14 protein-coding genes and 1 riboswitch are annotated in these 15,806 nt (G+C 29.7%); of the genes, 1 reads left to right on the top strand and 13 read right to left on the bottom strand.

The features are described from left to right. Positions 1–7: 7 nt before the first annotated feature. From csm3 to EG57_RS0209835, 12 genes are all read right to left on the bottom strand, one after another. Positions 8–769 carry a type III-A CRISPR-associated RAMP protein Csm3 gene (csm3, locus tag EG57_RS0209890; protein ID WP_032077061.1) on the bottom strand — a complete coding sequence of 254 codons (762 nt, stop codon included), beginning with the start codon at positions 767–769 and terminating at the stop codon, positions 8–10. Positions 770–786: 17 nt separating this feature from the next. Then, the gene (gene csm2, locus EG57_RS0209885) at positions 787–1,260 is read right to left on the bottom strand and encodes a type III-A CRISPR-associated protein Csm2 (protein WP_032077060.1); all 474 of its coding nucleotides are present in this window, start codon (positions 1,258–1,260) and stop codon (positions 787–789) included. Positions 1,261–1,276: 16 nt separating this feature from the next. Next, on the bottom strand, positions 1,277–3,382 hold the full coding sequence (cas10, locus tag EG57_RS0209880; RefSeq protein WP_032077059.1) for a type III-A CRISPR-associated protein Cas10/Csm1: 2,106 nt from the start codon (positions 3,380–3,382) through the stop codon (positions 1,277–1,279). An 811-nt stretch (positions 3,383–4,193) separates the two neighbouring features. After that, positions 4,194–4,997, bottom strand: coding sequence for a lipid II flippase Amj family protein (locus EG57_RS0209875; RefSeq protein ID WP_029160889.1), 804 nt, complete (start codon positions 4,995–4,997; stop codon positions 4,194–4,196). 145 nt (positions 4,998–5,142) lie between these two features. Next, entirely contained in the window at positions 5,143–5,664 is a 522-nt protein-coding gene (locus tag EG57_RS0209870; protein WP_032077058.1) for a cysteine hydrolase family protein, read from the bottom strand. Positions 5,665–5,804: 140 nt separating this feature from the next. After that, a complete protein-coding gene (locus EG57_RS0209865) occupies positions 5,805–7,205 on the bottom strand; it encodes an MATE family efflux transporter (protein ID WP_242859832.1) in 1,401 nt (466 codons plus the stop codon). A gap of 209 nt (positions 7,206–7,414) precedes the next feature. Next, positions 7,415–8,566 (bottom strand): AI-2E family transporter, encoded by a 1,152-nt coding sequence (locus EG57_RS0209860; protein WP_032077056.1) that lies wholly within the window; start codon positions 8,564–8,566, stop codon positions 7,415–7,417. 206 nt (positions 8,567–8,772) lie between these two features. Continuing rightward, positions 8,773–9,252 carry a hypothetical protein gene (locus EG57_RS0209855; RefSeq protein WP_052037818.1) on the bottom strand — a complete coding sequence of 160 codons (480 nt, stop codon included), beginning with the start codon at positions 9,250–9,252 and terminating at the stop codon, positions 8,773–8,775. A gap of 182 nt (positions 9,253–9,434) precedes the next feature. Further along, positions 9,435–9,869: a hypothetical protein gene (locus tag EG57_RS0209850; RefSeq protein WP_032077055.1), complete on the bottom strand. Its 435-nt coding sequence runs from the start codon at positions 9,867–9,869 to the stop codon at positions 9,435–9,437. Positions 9,870–9,985: 116 nt separating this feature from the next. Continuing rightward, a complete protein-coding gene (locus EG57_RS0209845) occupies positions 9,986–10,765 on the bottom strand; it encodes an ABC transporter ATP-binding protein (RefSeq protein ID WP_084572202.1) in 780 nt (259 codons plus the stop codon). Then, a complete protein-coding gene (locus tag EG57_RS0209840; protein ID WP_029160880.1) occupies positions 10,765–11,847 on the bottom strand; it encodes a FecCD family ABC transporter permease in 1,083 nt (360 codons plus the stop codon). The genes EG57_RS0209845 and EG57_RS0209840 overlap by 1 nt, the downstream gene beginning before the upstream one ends. A gap of 12 nt (positions 11,848–11,859) precedes the next feature. Further along, positions 11,860–12,879, bottom strand: a complete 1,020-nt coding sequence (locus EG57_RS0209835; protein WP_032077053.1) for an ABC transporter substrate-binding protein — start codon at positions 12,877–12,879, stop codon at positions 11,860–11,862. Between the two features lie 147 nt (positions 12,880–13,026). Next, a riboswitch (cobalamin riboswitch) is annotated at positions 13,027–13,216 on the bottom strand. A gap of 240 nt (positions 13,217–13,456) precedes the next feature. On the opposite strand from EG57_RS0209835, the gene EG57_RS0209830 reads away from it, so the two are divergent. After that, positions 13,457–14,119 (top strand): B3/B4 domain-containing protein, encoded by a 663-nt coding sequence (locus EG57_RS0209830; RefSeq protein WP_032077052.1) that lies wholly within the window; start codon positions 13,457–13,459, stop codon positions 14,117–14,119. 87 nt (positions 14,120–14,206) lie between these two features. Here the strand turns inward: EG57_RS0209830 and EG57_RS0209825 are convergent, their stop codons facing one another. Then, positions 14,207–15,757 carry a cell wall-binding repeat-containing protein gene (locus tag EG57_RS0209825; protein ID WP_032077051.1) on the bottom strand — a complete coding sequence of 517 codons (1,551 nt, stop codon included), beginning with the start codon at positions 15,755–15,757 and terminating at the stop codon, positions 14,207–14,209. Positions 15,758–15,806: the final 49 nt, after the last annotated feature.

The raw sequence follows: 15,806 nt of genomic DNA, 5'->3' as shown, positions 1-15,806 counted from the left end.
TTACCACCTACTTAGTATCAATCATTTGTTCTTTTAACTTACCAATCCAAATATCATCAATTTCATCTACAGAAGCTTTAGTATCCCCAAATTGCTTACTTGTATAGTCTTTTATTGTTTTTGTAAAAAATCGAATATTTTCAAATTTAACTTTACCATATCCTCTTGTCCCATTTCCCCCTAAATAATCATCTTCAAGAAACTGAAAGCCTTCTATTAAATTTTTTATATTCTCTATATCTTCTTCTTTATATATTGTATAAATTATCTCTAAATCGAATATAGCTCCTTCAGGAACCCTTTCAAAAAGTCTTGGATTTGCTTTAGAAGTTAGCCTGTCTATTGAATTTTCCCATTTTGATTCTGTATAGCTTAACTCTAAATCTTTAAAGTCTTTTTCTTTTCTTCTCATAGTTTCAGCTATACTATCTTTTAAAAAGGCATCTCTTACTATAATTCTCGTTGGTAATCTATCTGTGCTTTTATTTTCTTCACTAGCAGAAACTCCATATATCTTACAAATAAAACATTCTCCGCAATTACAAGGAAGATTTTCTCCTTTTTCATTTTTACCTATTTTATTATGAGCAAGTTCTGTGAGGCTTCTTAACTTACCTTTTAAAGATGAACCAGGAATATATGGTTCACCCTTATGATTTTTTATTACACTATTATCTATTCCTCCAATTTCAACACTTGAACTTCCTCCACCTATATGTAATCCTGTTTTAACAACTAAATCAGCATTTATAATTAATCTACCTAGCATTTACTAATCACACCCCTTTATTTATCATTACCAACGTATTTTCTATAAGCTACTATTGTTTCCATAAATTCTTTCAAAGATTTTATTTCTTCATCTACATCCTTAATATTCAATTTTTCAATGCCTTTATCTAAAATATTAATTAAACTTTTAATTGCACGATTCCTTTCATTTTTTCCAATAATATAGGCAAGTCTTGGTCTTAATCTTTTTAAATCTATTGCTGTTTCTGCATTCATAATGTCACTATATATTTTTCTTACTTGAGAAGTGGTTAACCCATCTCTTTTTAAATAATAAGCATAATCCTTACATTCATTTATATACTTGTCATACTCTTCTTTTAAACTTGTAATCTTTAGTATAATTTCATTAAAGTAATTTGCATATTTCTCACTGTCATCATACCTTTCGTTTCTATTCTGAGGTTTTCCATTCTGAAACTTATTATTTTGATGATTTCTATTATTCCACCCACTATTGTTGTTCACTATAATTCCCCCTCCTTTATACCTGCCTACAATTGCACTGAGCCCACTTATTGGCAAATGGTATTATCATGGCTTGTTTCCTTAAATCTGATTTAACAACTGCACTTAAGCATATACTTTCATACTGTTCTACTAAACTATCAATTAATATGGTGTTATCTTTAGTTCTCAAATCTCTTAAGTAATAAGCTAATCTATACATTTTTATATAATTTATATTCCTATTTCCCTTTTTAAAAACTGCTTCAAAGCCCTTTGTGCTTTTATCTATTTTTTCAAATATACTTTTACTTTGTGTTTTCGCATATATTTTCTCAATAAGGTTTTTTAATTTAATTAGTTCTAAATATTGCTCCCATGTAAAAACTTCTCCAAGAAAACATATTTTATCCTTTCCTTCTGTTAACTTTCCTTTAGATAAAAAATCTTCAGTTATCTCAGCTGTCTTAATAATAGGAAAATCTGAATTAAACATTCCCACACCAGCTGAAAAAGTTTTATCTTTGCAATCTACAAATATTCTAAATAATTCTCTAAATACATATGCAAATTCAAATACTTCATCATATCTTCCTACTACAAAAGTATCATCTCCACCAGCATAAATTATTGTAATCTTCTCTTTCCAATTTTTTGTTTTCAAATATTGTCTACACTTTTTAGGAATATAATTATTTTCTATAATCTTTTCAACAAATCCCTCAAAAAACATAGAAATATTTCTACTCAAGCCAACAACTTGTCCAATGCTTTTTGTATTTATAAATAAGCTTCCAAGGTTATCAACATCTAGTTTAATAACACCAATTTTATTGTCTCCTAATATCTCACTGCTTTTTACCATTTCATCTAACGAATTAGTAATAAGCTTTATACTTTTAAAAATATACCCATCTGCATTATGATCTTCAAAATCATTAATTGAATATACTACTGTTTCTTCATTTTCTTTATAAAGATCTTTGGTAAAAGAAATATTATATCCTAATGCTCTAAATATATCTTTTACTTCATAATAAGAATCTTTTATTAAACCAAACTCTGTTTCCTCTTCTATATAATATTTTTTATTTTTTGCACCTTCTATTAATTCTATATATGATTGACATAACGGACATCTTTTTTCTTCATCTAATTTCTCAGATATACAATTACAAATACTGCATGTTTGATTTAATTTTCCACCATAATCTAGAGGTCCAAATATTTTATCAAAATTTTCTTCAAGACCTATTTCACTCCACCTTTTATTCTTAATTTTTCCTACATTGTTTCCAACTTTCTTCCAAACTTCCTGAAAATTATTAAAGTCATATAATGTAAATTCAACCTCTGATAGCGCCAAATAAAGGTCACCGCCATGAGCATTAAGCAAAAGTCTACTTAGATCTTTTCTTGCTTTTTCAAATTCTGCAACATCATCTTTACTCCCTATAATATAGAAGTTCCCTCCTCCGCTATATAAAATATTAGTAATATTAAGTTTTAGTTTTCTAACCATATATTTTGAACATAAATCCTGCAATAAAGTCAAATAAAAGGAACGTGCCTTTAATGTTTTCAGAGCATCTGCTTTTTTAGTTTTATATATAAATTTTTGTATACCTGAAAAATCTCCTTTTATTAAAATAAATTGGCTATCATTTTTCTCTTGACACTTTGCTATAGCTGAAGTTATTTTACAAGCATCGAATAATGAAATATCACAATTTTCTTTATTAATAGCCGGAATGTTGCTTAAATATTTCATACATATATAGTAAACCTTTTCGAAATTACCCTTACTGGTTTTAAGTTTATCAAGTACCTCATCAATATAGTTGTCCCAAACACATTTTTGAATCATGTTATTTTCTTTTTTACTTTTGTTTAATGAGTCAAAATCTAATTCTAACTTTATAAATAGTAGGTAGCTATCATTAGTATTTGATAATATATTTTTCAGCTTATATATAGGCTTATTTCTTAATTGACTCACATGATTACCTATAGCTGCCATATATGCTTTTTCTATATCATCATTATTCTCAATAAAAAATATATCCAATAATTTATTATATCTTTCTTCATCAATATTCTTCAAATACTTAGCAAATGCATATATTAATTTATTACAATCCAATAATTTATCCTCCTTTTTAGCTATTATACTACAATACACTCCATATATTGTATAAAATTATACCATTTTCAAATATTTGTTTCAATTGTATAACTTATCAATATGCAACTTTTAATCTGAAAAACATAAAGAAACTATGTATAGCCGGATATAATCTCCTAAATACATAGCTTTTATAAAAAACTTATAATAATGGATATTTACTATTTATATATACAATATATTAGTCAGTAAATTAATAATATGTCATTTATAGATAGAATAATATTTAAGCATTTCATCTTATAATTAAATAGCTGTTGTTCCAAATAATAACAGTTAATTATTAAAGTTCAACTTAACCGCCGTTATGGATATACTGCAGGGCATATCCTATTTAAATACATCCTATGTTAAAGTTCAACGTTAAAACTTAATTTCCATCCATTTATTTTAGCTATATTTAAATACATCATATGTTAAAGTTCAACTCTCTAGCGCCAGCGTAGTTTACATTTCCACTGTCATTTAAATACATCCTATGTTAAAGTTCAACCAATTCTCAATGATAAAATATTCGGAGGGATTGTTAATTTAAATACATCCTATGTTAAAGTTCAACCACTGTAACCCAGCCATTCTTCTTTTCCATTATACCCCTTAATACATTGCAAATAAAGACTTTCATTGAAATTCTACCAGCCGTTTTTTCGTTTTTAAAAATCCGATGCAAAAAGTACCTTTAAGCCTTACATTTCAATCATTTAAAGGCAATTTACTTTTAGTTTCAGCTGGTAAAATTTCCAGTTGCTTTCAAGTATACTCATTTGATTTATATTAGTTTTGCAATAATTACTATTAATTTTGAAGCAGGAATTAGCATGAATTGTGCTAATATACTTCCAACGATAAGTCCAACAATAATAAAAATTACACAACGGTTAAACTCTAATTCCGTACAATCTCCTCTTATTACATCATCTGTTGTCATAGATAAATAAGGATCAATGAATATAACCATAAATATTGTTGAAACACTGTTTATTACAGATGATAAGGTGGTACATGTAGTTCTTAAATTAGGACTTAAACATGCAGCGTATAATGCTGCTAAGACACTTATACTAGATACAGAAAACGCAATCATATTCAATAAAACTACTTTTTTAGGTATTTTCTTAAAATTTCTCAATTCATACAAATTCTCTTTTTTAGGAATTGAAATACTATTTTTAAATTGTTCAATTCCTGATTTTGAAAATGCATGAAATACCAATTTAGGCACAGAGCGATATACACTAAATGATACAACTAATTTATTAAATATTTTTATAAAAGTTGGCATTAAAATTGCACCAGTTATTGTTGCTAATGTAATAGAAAAAATTATCCACCTAAAGACATACAATAAATCACTAGTTTGTCCTGTACTTATACTATTATCAACTGCCTTTCCTAGTAAAGGTGCTTGGATGGTACTTGCTGTCCTTTGTATCAATACAAAAACATTAAATACAGCAGCAGCTACTGCAATTCTACCAGTTTTTACTCCAACGACTCTTGCAGAATATGCTAAAGTTCCTATTAAAAAAATAGTAAAAGTTAATATAAATACTATGTAAATTTGAGATGTCATTTTTCTTACCACCTTATAATTTTAATATATACCTTCTTTCATTTTTATGAAGCATATACATCACTGAATTTTTAAATTGTCTTATTAAATAAGAGTATTTTAAACCCACATTTTATTTATTATAATGATATTGACAAATCACTATCTATTTCATTCTTTTAATTGCTTCATCAAAGGAAATACATTCTGCATATCTTCCATTCCACATGAATTCATTATAATATTCATAACTTTGTTCTGCTGACATAAATTTATTATCAACTGTTGTATTTGAATATGCAGGAACTATAATATTAAATCCGTGTTCGAATCCACATTTTATAGTAGCATCAATACAATAATCTGTTTGAAGCCCTACAATGATTATATCTTTTTCTCCTTTATCCATTAGATATTCCAGTAATCCTGTTTCTTTAAAAGCACTATTAACCTTTTTATCAAATATCTTTTCATCACTCATAGGTTGAAACTTTTCATATATTTCAAAGCCATCATTCCCTTTTGTTAATTCATTTCCTATTCCATCATCATGACGTACATATATTACTTCAATATTGTTTTCCCTAGCCATATGTATTATTTCCTTAACATTAGATACAAACATATGAAATTTATATAATTTTTCATTAGTTATTAATTTTTGTGTATCAACCACTAATAAAACCACTTTAATCTTCCTCCCTCTTACATTACTCAAACTACAATTTTCATTATATCATACAACTAAGCTATGAAATAGCAAAGACATACTTTGAGTCATGTAAGACAAGGCATTTTCCTAGTTTTATATATTAAAATAACATTATTCTATCTAACTATAGAAGACAAAATTGCTAAAAATCTTCTTCGAAAACTTGGTTTTGTTTGCTCACGAATCTGCCGCCTAGCATAGAAGAAAATAGCTACTTGGCCTATTCCTGCAAGTGCCCAGGTTACTGGATAACACGCAAAAAGCATAACTTCTGTTGGATACCAGACAAATACTGTAGATAACCAAAGAATTCGCATAAGGCAAGCTCCTACTAAAGTAGAAATCATAGGTAGTATAGAATACCCCATGGCACGTGTCAATCCAGGATACACATTCATCATTCCACAGGTGAAAAATGCAATCATCATCACATTAATACGCAGCATACCAAGCCTAATGACTTCTGGGTCGGAGGTATAGATTCCAAGCAGTGACTTTCCAAAGAACATTGTCATACCGCCCATGATAATCCATGTAGCGAAGATTAATATTGTACATACTTTTGCAATATTATCAATTCTGTCATACTTCTTTGCCCCCATATTCTGGCCAGTGAAAGAAATTGCTGCATTATAATATGCATTCATTGTAGTTCCTATATAGTTTTCAACATTGCTAGCAGCAGCACTAGCCGCTACCATTGTAGATCCAAAGGAGTTAACCGCTGACTGAATAAGTACGTTGGAAATGGAAAATAACAATCCTTGCATTCCTGCTGGCAATCCAATCCTTATGATATCCTTTAGCTTACATTTATCAATACGCATCTTGCCAGGTATAAAGCGTATGGCTCCCTCGCACCTATATAGACAAATCATAATGAGCATTACTGAGAGGTATTCAGAAATAACTGTGGCAAATGCAACCCCTGCTACTCCCATATGCAGTACAATTACAAAAAATAGATTGAATATAACATGTAATATACCTGTAACAATGAGATAGTACATTGGACGTCGGCTATCACCTGCAGCACGCAAAATAGCTGCTGCAAAGTTGTATACCATGTTAGCAGGCATACTGATAAAATAGATTTTCATATAAACCACGGACAACCCAATTATATCTTCAGGAGTTCCCATCAGCTCAAGCAAAGGCTTACAAAGTAGAATTCCTAGTACCATGACAATCAACCCACCAATAATACTTACGGCAATTGATGTATGAACAGATCTACTTACAGCATCTGGTCTATCCGCACCATAATCTTGAGCAACAACAACGGTAGTTCCTACTGATAACCCCATAAATAAAGTTATGATAAGATTAATAAGTGAACCTGTGGCTCCAACTGCGGCCAATGCTTTGCTTCCTGAAAAATGTCCCACCACTACCATATCAGCAGTATTGAACAACAGTTGTAAAATAAACATTGCCATAATCGGCAACGCAAAAATAAACACCTTACTAAATAAGGGGCCATTACACATATCTATATTACGCTTTCGAGAACCCATAAAAGTATTCGCTTCCTTATAATTTATTGCTGCATCCTATCAATCCATGAGTAAAAAACAAACTACATAAAATTGATATAGCGGTAAATATTATACCACAATTCTATAAAATGTAAATAGCAATAGAAAATGTTTGAAATTTCAATCAGTTCCTATTGCTATTTCTATTACTTTAAATATTAAATTTTCATTATTAACTAAAACTACATCTACTCTATTTCTAACCCTTTTTGCTTTAACTTTATATATACTTCTTTACGAAGTAAAACGTAAGCTACTGAAAATACTGGAATAAATATAATCATTCCTGCAACCCCAAAGGTTTTACCTCCCAAAGTAATTGCAACTAATACCCAAATGGATGGAAGTCCCACAGATTCGCCAACAACCTTAGGATAAATCAAGTTATCTTCTATTTGTTTAATCAATAAAAAAACTAATAGAAAAACACCTGCTTTTATAGGATTAACCATTACAATTAATACTACACTTAAAGCACATCCAATAGCTGAGCCTAACACAGGTATTATTGATAAAAAACCAATTAATACACTAATCATCAAAGCATATGGCATACTTAACAGCATCATTACTACAAAAAACATCATTCCTAAAATTGCAGCTACAATACATTGTCCTGTAATGAAATTTGAAAATGTAATATTTGTAAGTTTCAAAATATCTAAAATTGAATCTGCTTTTTCTTTTTTCATAAAAGCGTATAATAGCTTTTTAAATTGAATACCTATTCTTTTCTTTTGTGCCAATATATATATTGCAAATATGACTCCTAATATAAACTCTACAGTAGCACTTGCCAAGCTGGTTGCTGCTTGTAGTGTTGATAGTACCATTGAGCCTATACCATTAAAAATAATTGACTTTGCCTTATTGAAAATGTTGTTCCAATCTATTCCCATATTGTTTACCAAATTGACAATACTGCTAGATAGTTTAGTATTACTATCCATCCATTTTTGAAATGCTTTTGTTGAATTATCAAAGGTCTTTGGCAATATGGCAGCAGTTTCAATAATATTAGGCACAATAATGGATGAAATTAAAACAAAAATTCCTACTATAGCAAAGAAAGAAATTACTATACTAATACCTGTACTATGTTTTTTGATTATTCTTCCAATGCCTTTGTCGCTGCAGCCCAATAATTTTTTGGATATAAATCCAGCTGGAATATTAAGTATGAATGCTATACATCCTCCTAAAATAAATGGAAAAATCAAATTATATACTTTAATAAATATTCCCATAATATTATTCCAATAATTAAATCCTATATAAAGTCCAAATGCCAAAACTATTAAAATGGCAGTTTTACTTCTGATTTTCTTTTCTAATTCCAATATACCGTCACCTCACTCTTTAATTCTTGTCAATAAATTTAAATATCTTACACCTAATAAGAATCAAGTGCTAATTTATCTATAAATTCTTTCATTTCATCAAAATGCTGTTGTTTAGAAGATGCATACAGCATATCATAATCACTATTCTCAATCATACAAATTACCTCATCATCATAATTTCCATAATATGAAATATTCATCCACTAATGTAATTCATAATCTATCTTTTTGTATTGATCTTTAATAATTTGAGCTTGTTCTTTACTAATCATATATAAATCTTCACTACAATATTCTAATCCCCAACTAGCCGCTTGAAAAAATGCCATTGCATATAAAAAATCAAGTAAACTTTCACTCTCAAGTTTAAATTCATTTTCATCCCATGAGCAATACACAGGTGGATTATCTTTATACAAATCAGTCTTTTTTATAGCCCATTGAACAACATACTGATTTTCCTTGTAAAATATAAGATATTCTCCAGTGTCAATTAATTTATTTGGATGGCATAAGCTATTTTGTGTTTGATTTATATGCTTGCAATTACCTAATTGTCTGTAATATTCTTGTAATGTTAAAGGTAAATTTCCATGTTTTTTGCAAGCCTTACATATATCATCTTCTGAAAATCCATTATTTTGTTTTATATTAAAAAGCTTTCTAATAACCTGAAATTCCATTTATTTCTTCCTTTCAATTTTATTCTCGTCCAAATAATCTTTAAATCTATTGTTTTTCATATATTAATTTATAATCTTCTAAAACCTGACACATAATTGTTTCTCTATAATAAAGAATAATAAAAGCACCTCAAAATTCAAGCTTGAATAATGTGGTGCTTCTGTGAATTATTCAATTTTTACTATTTAGTTGTAGAATGTGAATTTTGTGACATTCTTCCAAGCATATATCCAAACATCAATGTTGTGTAATTGCTTCCACCCATCATACCATTTAAACCCAAAAATCCATTATACATTGAATTCATACTATTTCCACTTAATGCTGAAATCATACTCTGTTCTGCTGAAATTCTCATCATTCTTGCCATTTGCTGAGGCTGCAATGAAAGACCCTCAACACTATCTGTTGAGTTAAAATCCCTACTATCTTTTAGCTTGCCTTTTTTTGATCTATTTTTAACATGACTACTATTATTATCCTGTATCATGTTATCTAACATTCTTGAAAATAAGACTTCTGAACTATTACTAAATAATCCTTGGTTTATATTGGATAGATTTTGTAAGGTGTTATATCTCATAATTTGAGAAATGTTGTCAACTTTCACGCTCATCCCTCCCTTATTTGTAATTATAAACCAACAAATAATGCATGTCTATATTTATAATCACATCTTTTTTAAACACTACATTATTTATCAATTTATTCCTACACTCATGTGGAGCTTGTCTATGGCGAATCAATACTGCTTGAAATGTAATGTATACTAATTTTGTTGGTTGTAGAATTAACTTGAATTTGAGCATTTACTCTAAAAAGTTTTTTTATCAAATCTTCAGTTATCACTTTTTCAGGAGTTCCATAGCCAGTTATCCTTCCACAATCCATAGCAAATATCTTATCACAGTAAAATGCTGCTATGTTCAAATCATGTATAGAAGAAAAAACAGTTACTTTCTGACTTTTCAATATATCCATAATTTGAAACTGATAGCCAATATCCAGATGATTTGTAGGTTCATCCAATATTACTAGTTTAGCTTTTTGAGTTAAGGCTCTGGCTATTAAAACTCTTTGTTTTTCTCCACCTGACAAACTGAAAAAACTTCTGTCCTCATAACCATATAAACCTACATCTTTTAATGATTGTCTTGCTATAATCAAATCTTCTTCAGAATTATTTTCAAGAAGCTTTTTATGGGCATATCTTCCAAGCAATACCATATCTAAAACATTAACATCGAATTCTATGTTATTTTCTTGAATCATAACTGACATTCGTTTTGCTGCATCCTTACTGCTTAACTTGTTGATATTGATATCATCAATAAATACACTTCCACAATAGGGTTTACACACTCTATAAATATTTTTTAATAAGGTTGACTTTCCACATCCATTTGGTCCTATTAAACCAACAAATTCTCCTTCTTTTATCTCAATATTTACATCGTTTAATATATCATAGTCACAAATTTTATAGCATAAATCCTCTACTTTTAATTTCACTATTTGCTACCTCCAAAACTATAACTGCTCTTTCTTAAAATCCATAAGAAAAATGGAGCTCCAATAAAAGCTGTAACTACTCCAATAGGCAATTCTTCTGGTGAAACAATTACTCTTGCACACACATCTGACCAGATTAAAAATAATGCTCCTATTAAAACTGCTGCAGGCATCAACCTTTTGTGATTAGATCCTACAAAAGTACGTGTAATATGGGGAATTACCAAGCCAACAAAGCCAATTACTCCACTTACAGAAACTATAGAACCTGTAAGCAAAGTGCATAAAACTATTATTACAATCTTTATAAGTTTAGTATTAACTCCTAAAGTAGTAGCTGTAGCATCACCTAAAAGCAGTGCATCTAGGGATTTATGAAGTAAAAAAAATGAAACTGTACAAATAGCAAACATAATTCCAGAATAAGGAATATAGCTCCACTTTGTGCCTCCAAGTGAACCCACCATCCAAAACAAAGCTGTTCTAACTTTATCTGAATTATCCTCCTTAAATATGAACAAATTGGTTATTGCCGAAAACAAAGCTGAAACCGCTATTCCTGATAAAACCAATTGTGTGGAAGTAATTCTTCCTCTTATATTAGCAAATTTCAATGCAATAATAATTGCAAGTACGGCTCCAATAAAAGCCCCTGCTGTAATGCTGTAAGGCGTTAGAAAACTAAAAAATCCAAACATTATAACTGCCACTGCACCAGATGATGCTCCAGATGAAATGCCCAAAATATAAGGATCTGATAGAGAATTTTTAGTTAAGGCCTGCATAGCAATTCCACATAGAGACAGTCCTGCTCCTACAATAGCTGATAATAAAACTCTAGGTAATCTTATATTCCAAACAATTGATTCGCTGGATTTAGGCCACACTGCTTGAAAGTATTCCTGATGCATGGAATTATTAAATATAATCTTAAAAATCCAGCAGCTTTCAATATTAACACTTCCAATGAGAATAGATAAAATCATAGATAAAAGTACAAGAAATATCAGTACAAGGCAGAATATAAAATAGCTTAACTTACTTTTTAAAGGAAGAAGATCCTTTAAGCTTTTATTAAACAAGGTTAAAACCTCCTAATTATTGAAAACACTAGGATAAAAAGCTTTAGCCAAATCATTAACAACTTCCGCTGTTCCTGCACTACCCTCTACATCAGTAAGCGTTATAGGATAAACTCTTTTATTTTTAATAGCCTCTACATCTTTTAATGCTGGGTTAGAATAAAGGAATTTTTCTTTTTTTTCAGCATCTCCAGTACCATAGTTCATTATAATTATTACTTGTGGATTTCTCTTTACAACTTCTTCCCATGAAACATTTGCCCATCCTTTATCAATATCATCAAATATATTTTTGCCACCTGCAATCTTGATTAAATCTCCTGGTAACCCTTGACATCCTGTAAAAGGGGCATTTTCTCCTGAATCATAAATAAATATTTTTTGAGGATCATTTTTAACCGTTTTAATCTTGTCCTGAACCTTGCTGACTTTAGCTTTCATGTCATTAACTCTAGCTTCTGCCTTTGAAGAAACATTAAAAATTTGTCCTAAAGTTATGTAATCTGTATAAAGATCCTGTATTGTAGCATGATCTCCTGTAAATTTAGGTGTATAAATGGATATTCCATTTTTCTCACAAAATTCTTTGCCAAACTTTTTATCAGAAAAATTTGAATCCCAGCCCATTATGAAATCTGGTTGTACACTTAATAATTTTTCTTGTGAAAGATTTTTATCTGCAAGTACAGGAACATTTTTTCTAACATCATTAAAGGTTGTTCTCACAGCCTTACACCCATTTTCTGTACGTCCAACTATATTTTTTTCTAAGCCTAAATCCAGCAATATGTCAGTAAATTCATCTCCCAATGTAACAGCTTTTTTAGGTGGGGCTTTAAAAGTTTCTGTTACCTTTTCACCTTTACCATTTCTCAATAAATCTACTGTAATGGTTACAGGCTTATATGTAGAACTTTGTGCTTCAGTGCTTTTATCATTTGAGACCTTTTCCTTACTAGAACTGCAGCCTGCAAAAGCAGATAAACTAACAATCAAAACACTAGATAAACATAACAATTTTATTTTTTTCATTTATTAAACCTTCTTTCAATTTTAACTTTTGTAAATTATTAATTTTGTGCAAAATAAAAGCCTTCCATCAAACGTAGAAAGCTCTAACACCATACATAAAAATACATAAACCTGTTATGTGTCACCTCCTTCATTTTCCCGTAAAGTTAGTCACCAAACAAATAGGCAGTTCTCCTGACTTAAGTATCATCATTTAAAGAATGCCTTCCCAGTTTCCCAGTGGCATAAAATTCCTTTAAACTCCCCTTTTACAGTGGCGGAACCGTACAAGTTTTTCACTTATTTCCCTTTTAAACTGCATTTATTCAAATGCAGTACCTAAATGCATATAATATTAAATTGTATTTTGAATAATTATTTTTATGGCTTTTATAACCATATTGACTAAGTTTAACTTTTTTTGCTGCCATCATACACATTACATTAAACTTAATATTGTGTCAAGGCTCTTTTTTAATAAATATATTTTACACATCACTATAATATTTATTTCATAAAAACTACCTTTAAATTGTTATAATGCTATAATAAAATTTAGAGTACTTGCAAATAAGTATTGAAGGGAGATTGATCTATTATGATAGATATTTTAATTTGCGAAGAGATAAAAAAAATTTGTCCTGAAATGACATTAGGATGTATTCAAGCCCATGTAAATGTAGAAAACAGCAGTGACAGCTTATTGAAAGAAATTAATGATTATTGTGAAGTCTTGAAAAAAGAAATACATATAGAAAATTTAGCATCATCACCTAGAATTATGGATGGAAGAACAGTATATAAAAAGTTAGGTAAAGCACCTAGTAAATATAGGTTATCTTCGGAAGCATTAATTAGACGAATTTTACAAGGAAAAGGACTTTACAAGGTGAATAATATAGTTGACATTAACAATTTAATATCCTTAAAATCTAAGTTTCCCGTTGGATCTTACAATACCAAGAACCTCCATTCTCCAATTTCCTTAGTGATAGGCAAAGAGGGTGATCAATATAAAGGTATTGGTAAGGAAAATATAAATATAGAAAGTCTTCCTGTATTAACTGATTCACTTGGTCATTTTGGAAGTCCAACAAGTGATTCGGAAAGGGCTATGATAACAAATGACGCAGGTGAAATTTTAATGTGCATCTTTTCCTTTAGTGGTAAGGATAATATTAAAGAATACTTAGAATGTGGCAAACAACTTTTAGAAAGATATGCTAATGGAGAAGATATTACAATTAAGATAATTGAATAGCATTTTAATATATGCAAATAAGGAACTGTGCATTAAAAGTAAATAGTTAAAATACTTAATGCCACAGTTCCTACAGTACTAAATCAATTATTTATTTTTAATTATATTACCTAATGAAAATACACTATTTAAAATAGAAGAGGGAACTACACTTTCTCCACCAAGTACATTAAACTTACTTACTAAAGAAGTTTTATTTTTCATATAAGTATTTACTAAAATTGAAGAATCACTGCTAACTAAAATAACTGGTGAAGCACTTCTAGCTGCTATGGCTGTACCTGATAATGCATCAGGGAAGTTTTCCCCACTTGATATAAAAACAGTATTCCAATCTGCATCTTTACTAAATTCGCTTATTACAGCTTGGTTTCTAGCATATTTTGTTGAACCCAATATTCTGTAACCATTAGGAAATTGATTTCCAACGTTATCACTTATTATCTCACAATTTCCAACTATATATGTCTTTTTTATGTTTTTATTTGCCAAATAAGCTTTAATACTATCTGGAACGTTATCCTTAGGTACAAGCAATATTGGCATTCCTTTATTTGCTGCAAAAGGTGCAATTGATAGAGCATCTGAGTAATCATCACCAGTTGCCACGGCTAACTCTGTTGGTGTGCCTAGCTGTTCTGCTATCTTTACTGAAGTTTCATACCTATCTTTACCTTGAAGCCTTATACAGCTTATCCCGATTTTGCTCAATTCATTATCAATATTTGATGATATAACTCCTGTGCCTCCAACAATATATACACTTTTTACCTGAAGTCTTTTTAACTCTGAAATTGTTGCTTCAGGCATTTTGTCTTTATCTGTAAGTAAAATAGGTGCATCATATTTTTTAGCCAAAGGTGCAGCACTAAGTGCGTCAGGGAAACTGTTACCTGAAGCTAAAATGGCATATTTAGCTTGGTCACTCCATCCATATTTACTAACCTCAGCTGCAGTGCTGTAACGATCATTACCTGATAGTCTATTTAATACAGCCTTTGTATTAGGTTTATCTGTAATATATCCATCATATAATTTCATATATGCTAAAATATTATCTATCGCTTCTTGTTTCATATCTTTTACAAGTGTCTTATCATTCAAAACATTTTCTGTATTAAACCAAACCATTCCCCAATTTCCGTTATCAAGAGCAGTTTGTCCCTTTAAAACACTTCTAATTATTGCAATTGTAAAACTAGTGTTATTTTTTTCATAAGCCTTGTCCATTAATGTCAATGCCTTATCAACATGAAAATAATCGTCTAGAGCCATCATATAGCTTATGCAAAAAATTTCATCTCCGGATAATGAATCTATATCCAATTCGTATATATTCTTTGAATAAACTAATTTAACATAATCTTCCGCATTATTTTTACCATCAATTTTCCATCCTAATGCATTAACAACTGCTGCTTTAACATCAATAGGATTTTTACTTGAGTGCAAATAATCAGCTATTTGTTGATCTACAGTCCCTTTTTCTGCAGCTATTTTTACAATGCTAACATCAGTATAAGTCTTATAAAAGTCGGTAGATGTTACTGGTGAATCCGCAAATACAGTAGTTGGACTCATTAAAAAAAACATTGCTCCCATAATAAATAAACTAAAAATATACTTTTTAATATGCATTTATTTCCTCCTCTTTATACCTAATTTACATATATTATACATTGTAAAT

Origin of the sequence: Clostridium drakei, from assembly GCF_000633595.2 — a bacterium.
In the GTDB taxonomy this organism is placed as follows: Bacteria; Bacillota; Clostridia; order Clostridiales; family Clostridiaceae; genus Clostridium_AM; species Clostridium_AM drakei.
This window is presented reverse-complemented; position numbering and strand designations above follow the sequence as displayed.

Excerpts from the sequence above, each read along its gene's own strand:
- csm3 (WP_032077061.1), bottom strand. The coding sequence starts at position 769 with ATGCTAGGTAGATTAATTATAAATGCTGATTTAGTTGTTAAAACAGGA.
- EG57_RS0209875 (WP_029160889.1), bottom strand. The coding sequence starts at position 4,997 with ATGACATCTCAAATTTACATAGTATTTATATTAACTTTTACTATTTTT.
- EG57_RS0209865 (WP_242859832.1), bottom strand. The coding sequence starts at position 7,205 with ATGGGTTCTCGAAAGCGTAATATAGATATGTGTAATGGCCCCTTATTT.
- EG57_RS0209855 (WP_052037818.1), bottom strand. The coding sequence starts at position 9,252 with ATGGAATTTCAGGTTATTAGAAAGCTTTTTAATATAAAACAAAATAAT.
- EG57_RS0209850 (WP_032077055.1), bottom strand. The coding sequence starts at position 9,869 with ATGAGCGTGAAAGTTGACAACATTTCTCAAATTATGAGATATAACACC.
- EG57_RS0209835 (WP_032077053.1), bottom strand. The coding sequence starts at position 12,879 with ATGAAAAAAATAAAATTGTTATGTTTATCTAGTGTTTTGATTGTTAGT.
- EG57_RS0209830 (WP_032077052.1), top strand. The coding sequence starts at position 13,457 with ATGATAGATATTTTAATTTGCGAAGAGATAAAAAAAATTTGTCCTGAA.
- EG57_RS0209825 (WP_032077051.1), bottom strand. The coding sequence starts at position 15,757 with ATGCATATTAAAAAGTATATTTTTAGTTTATTTATTATGGGAGCAATG.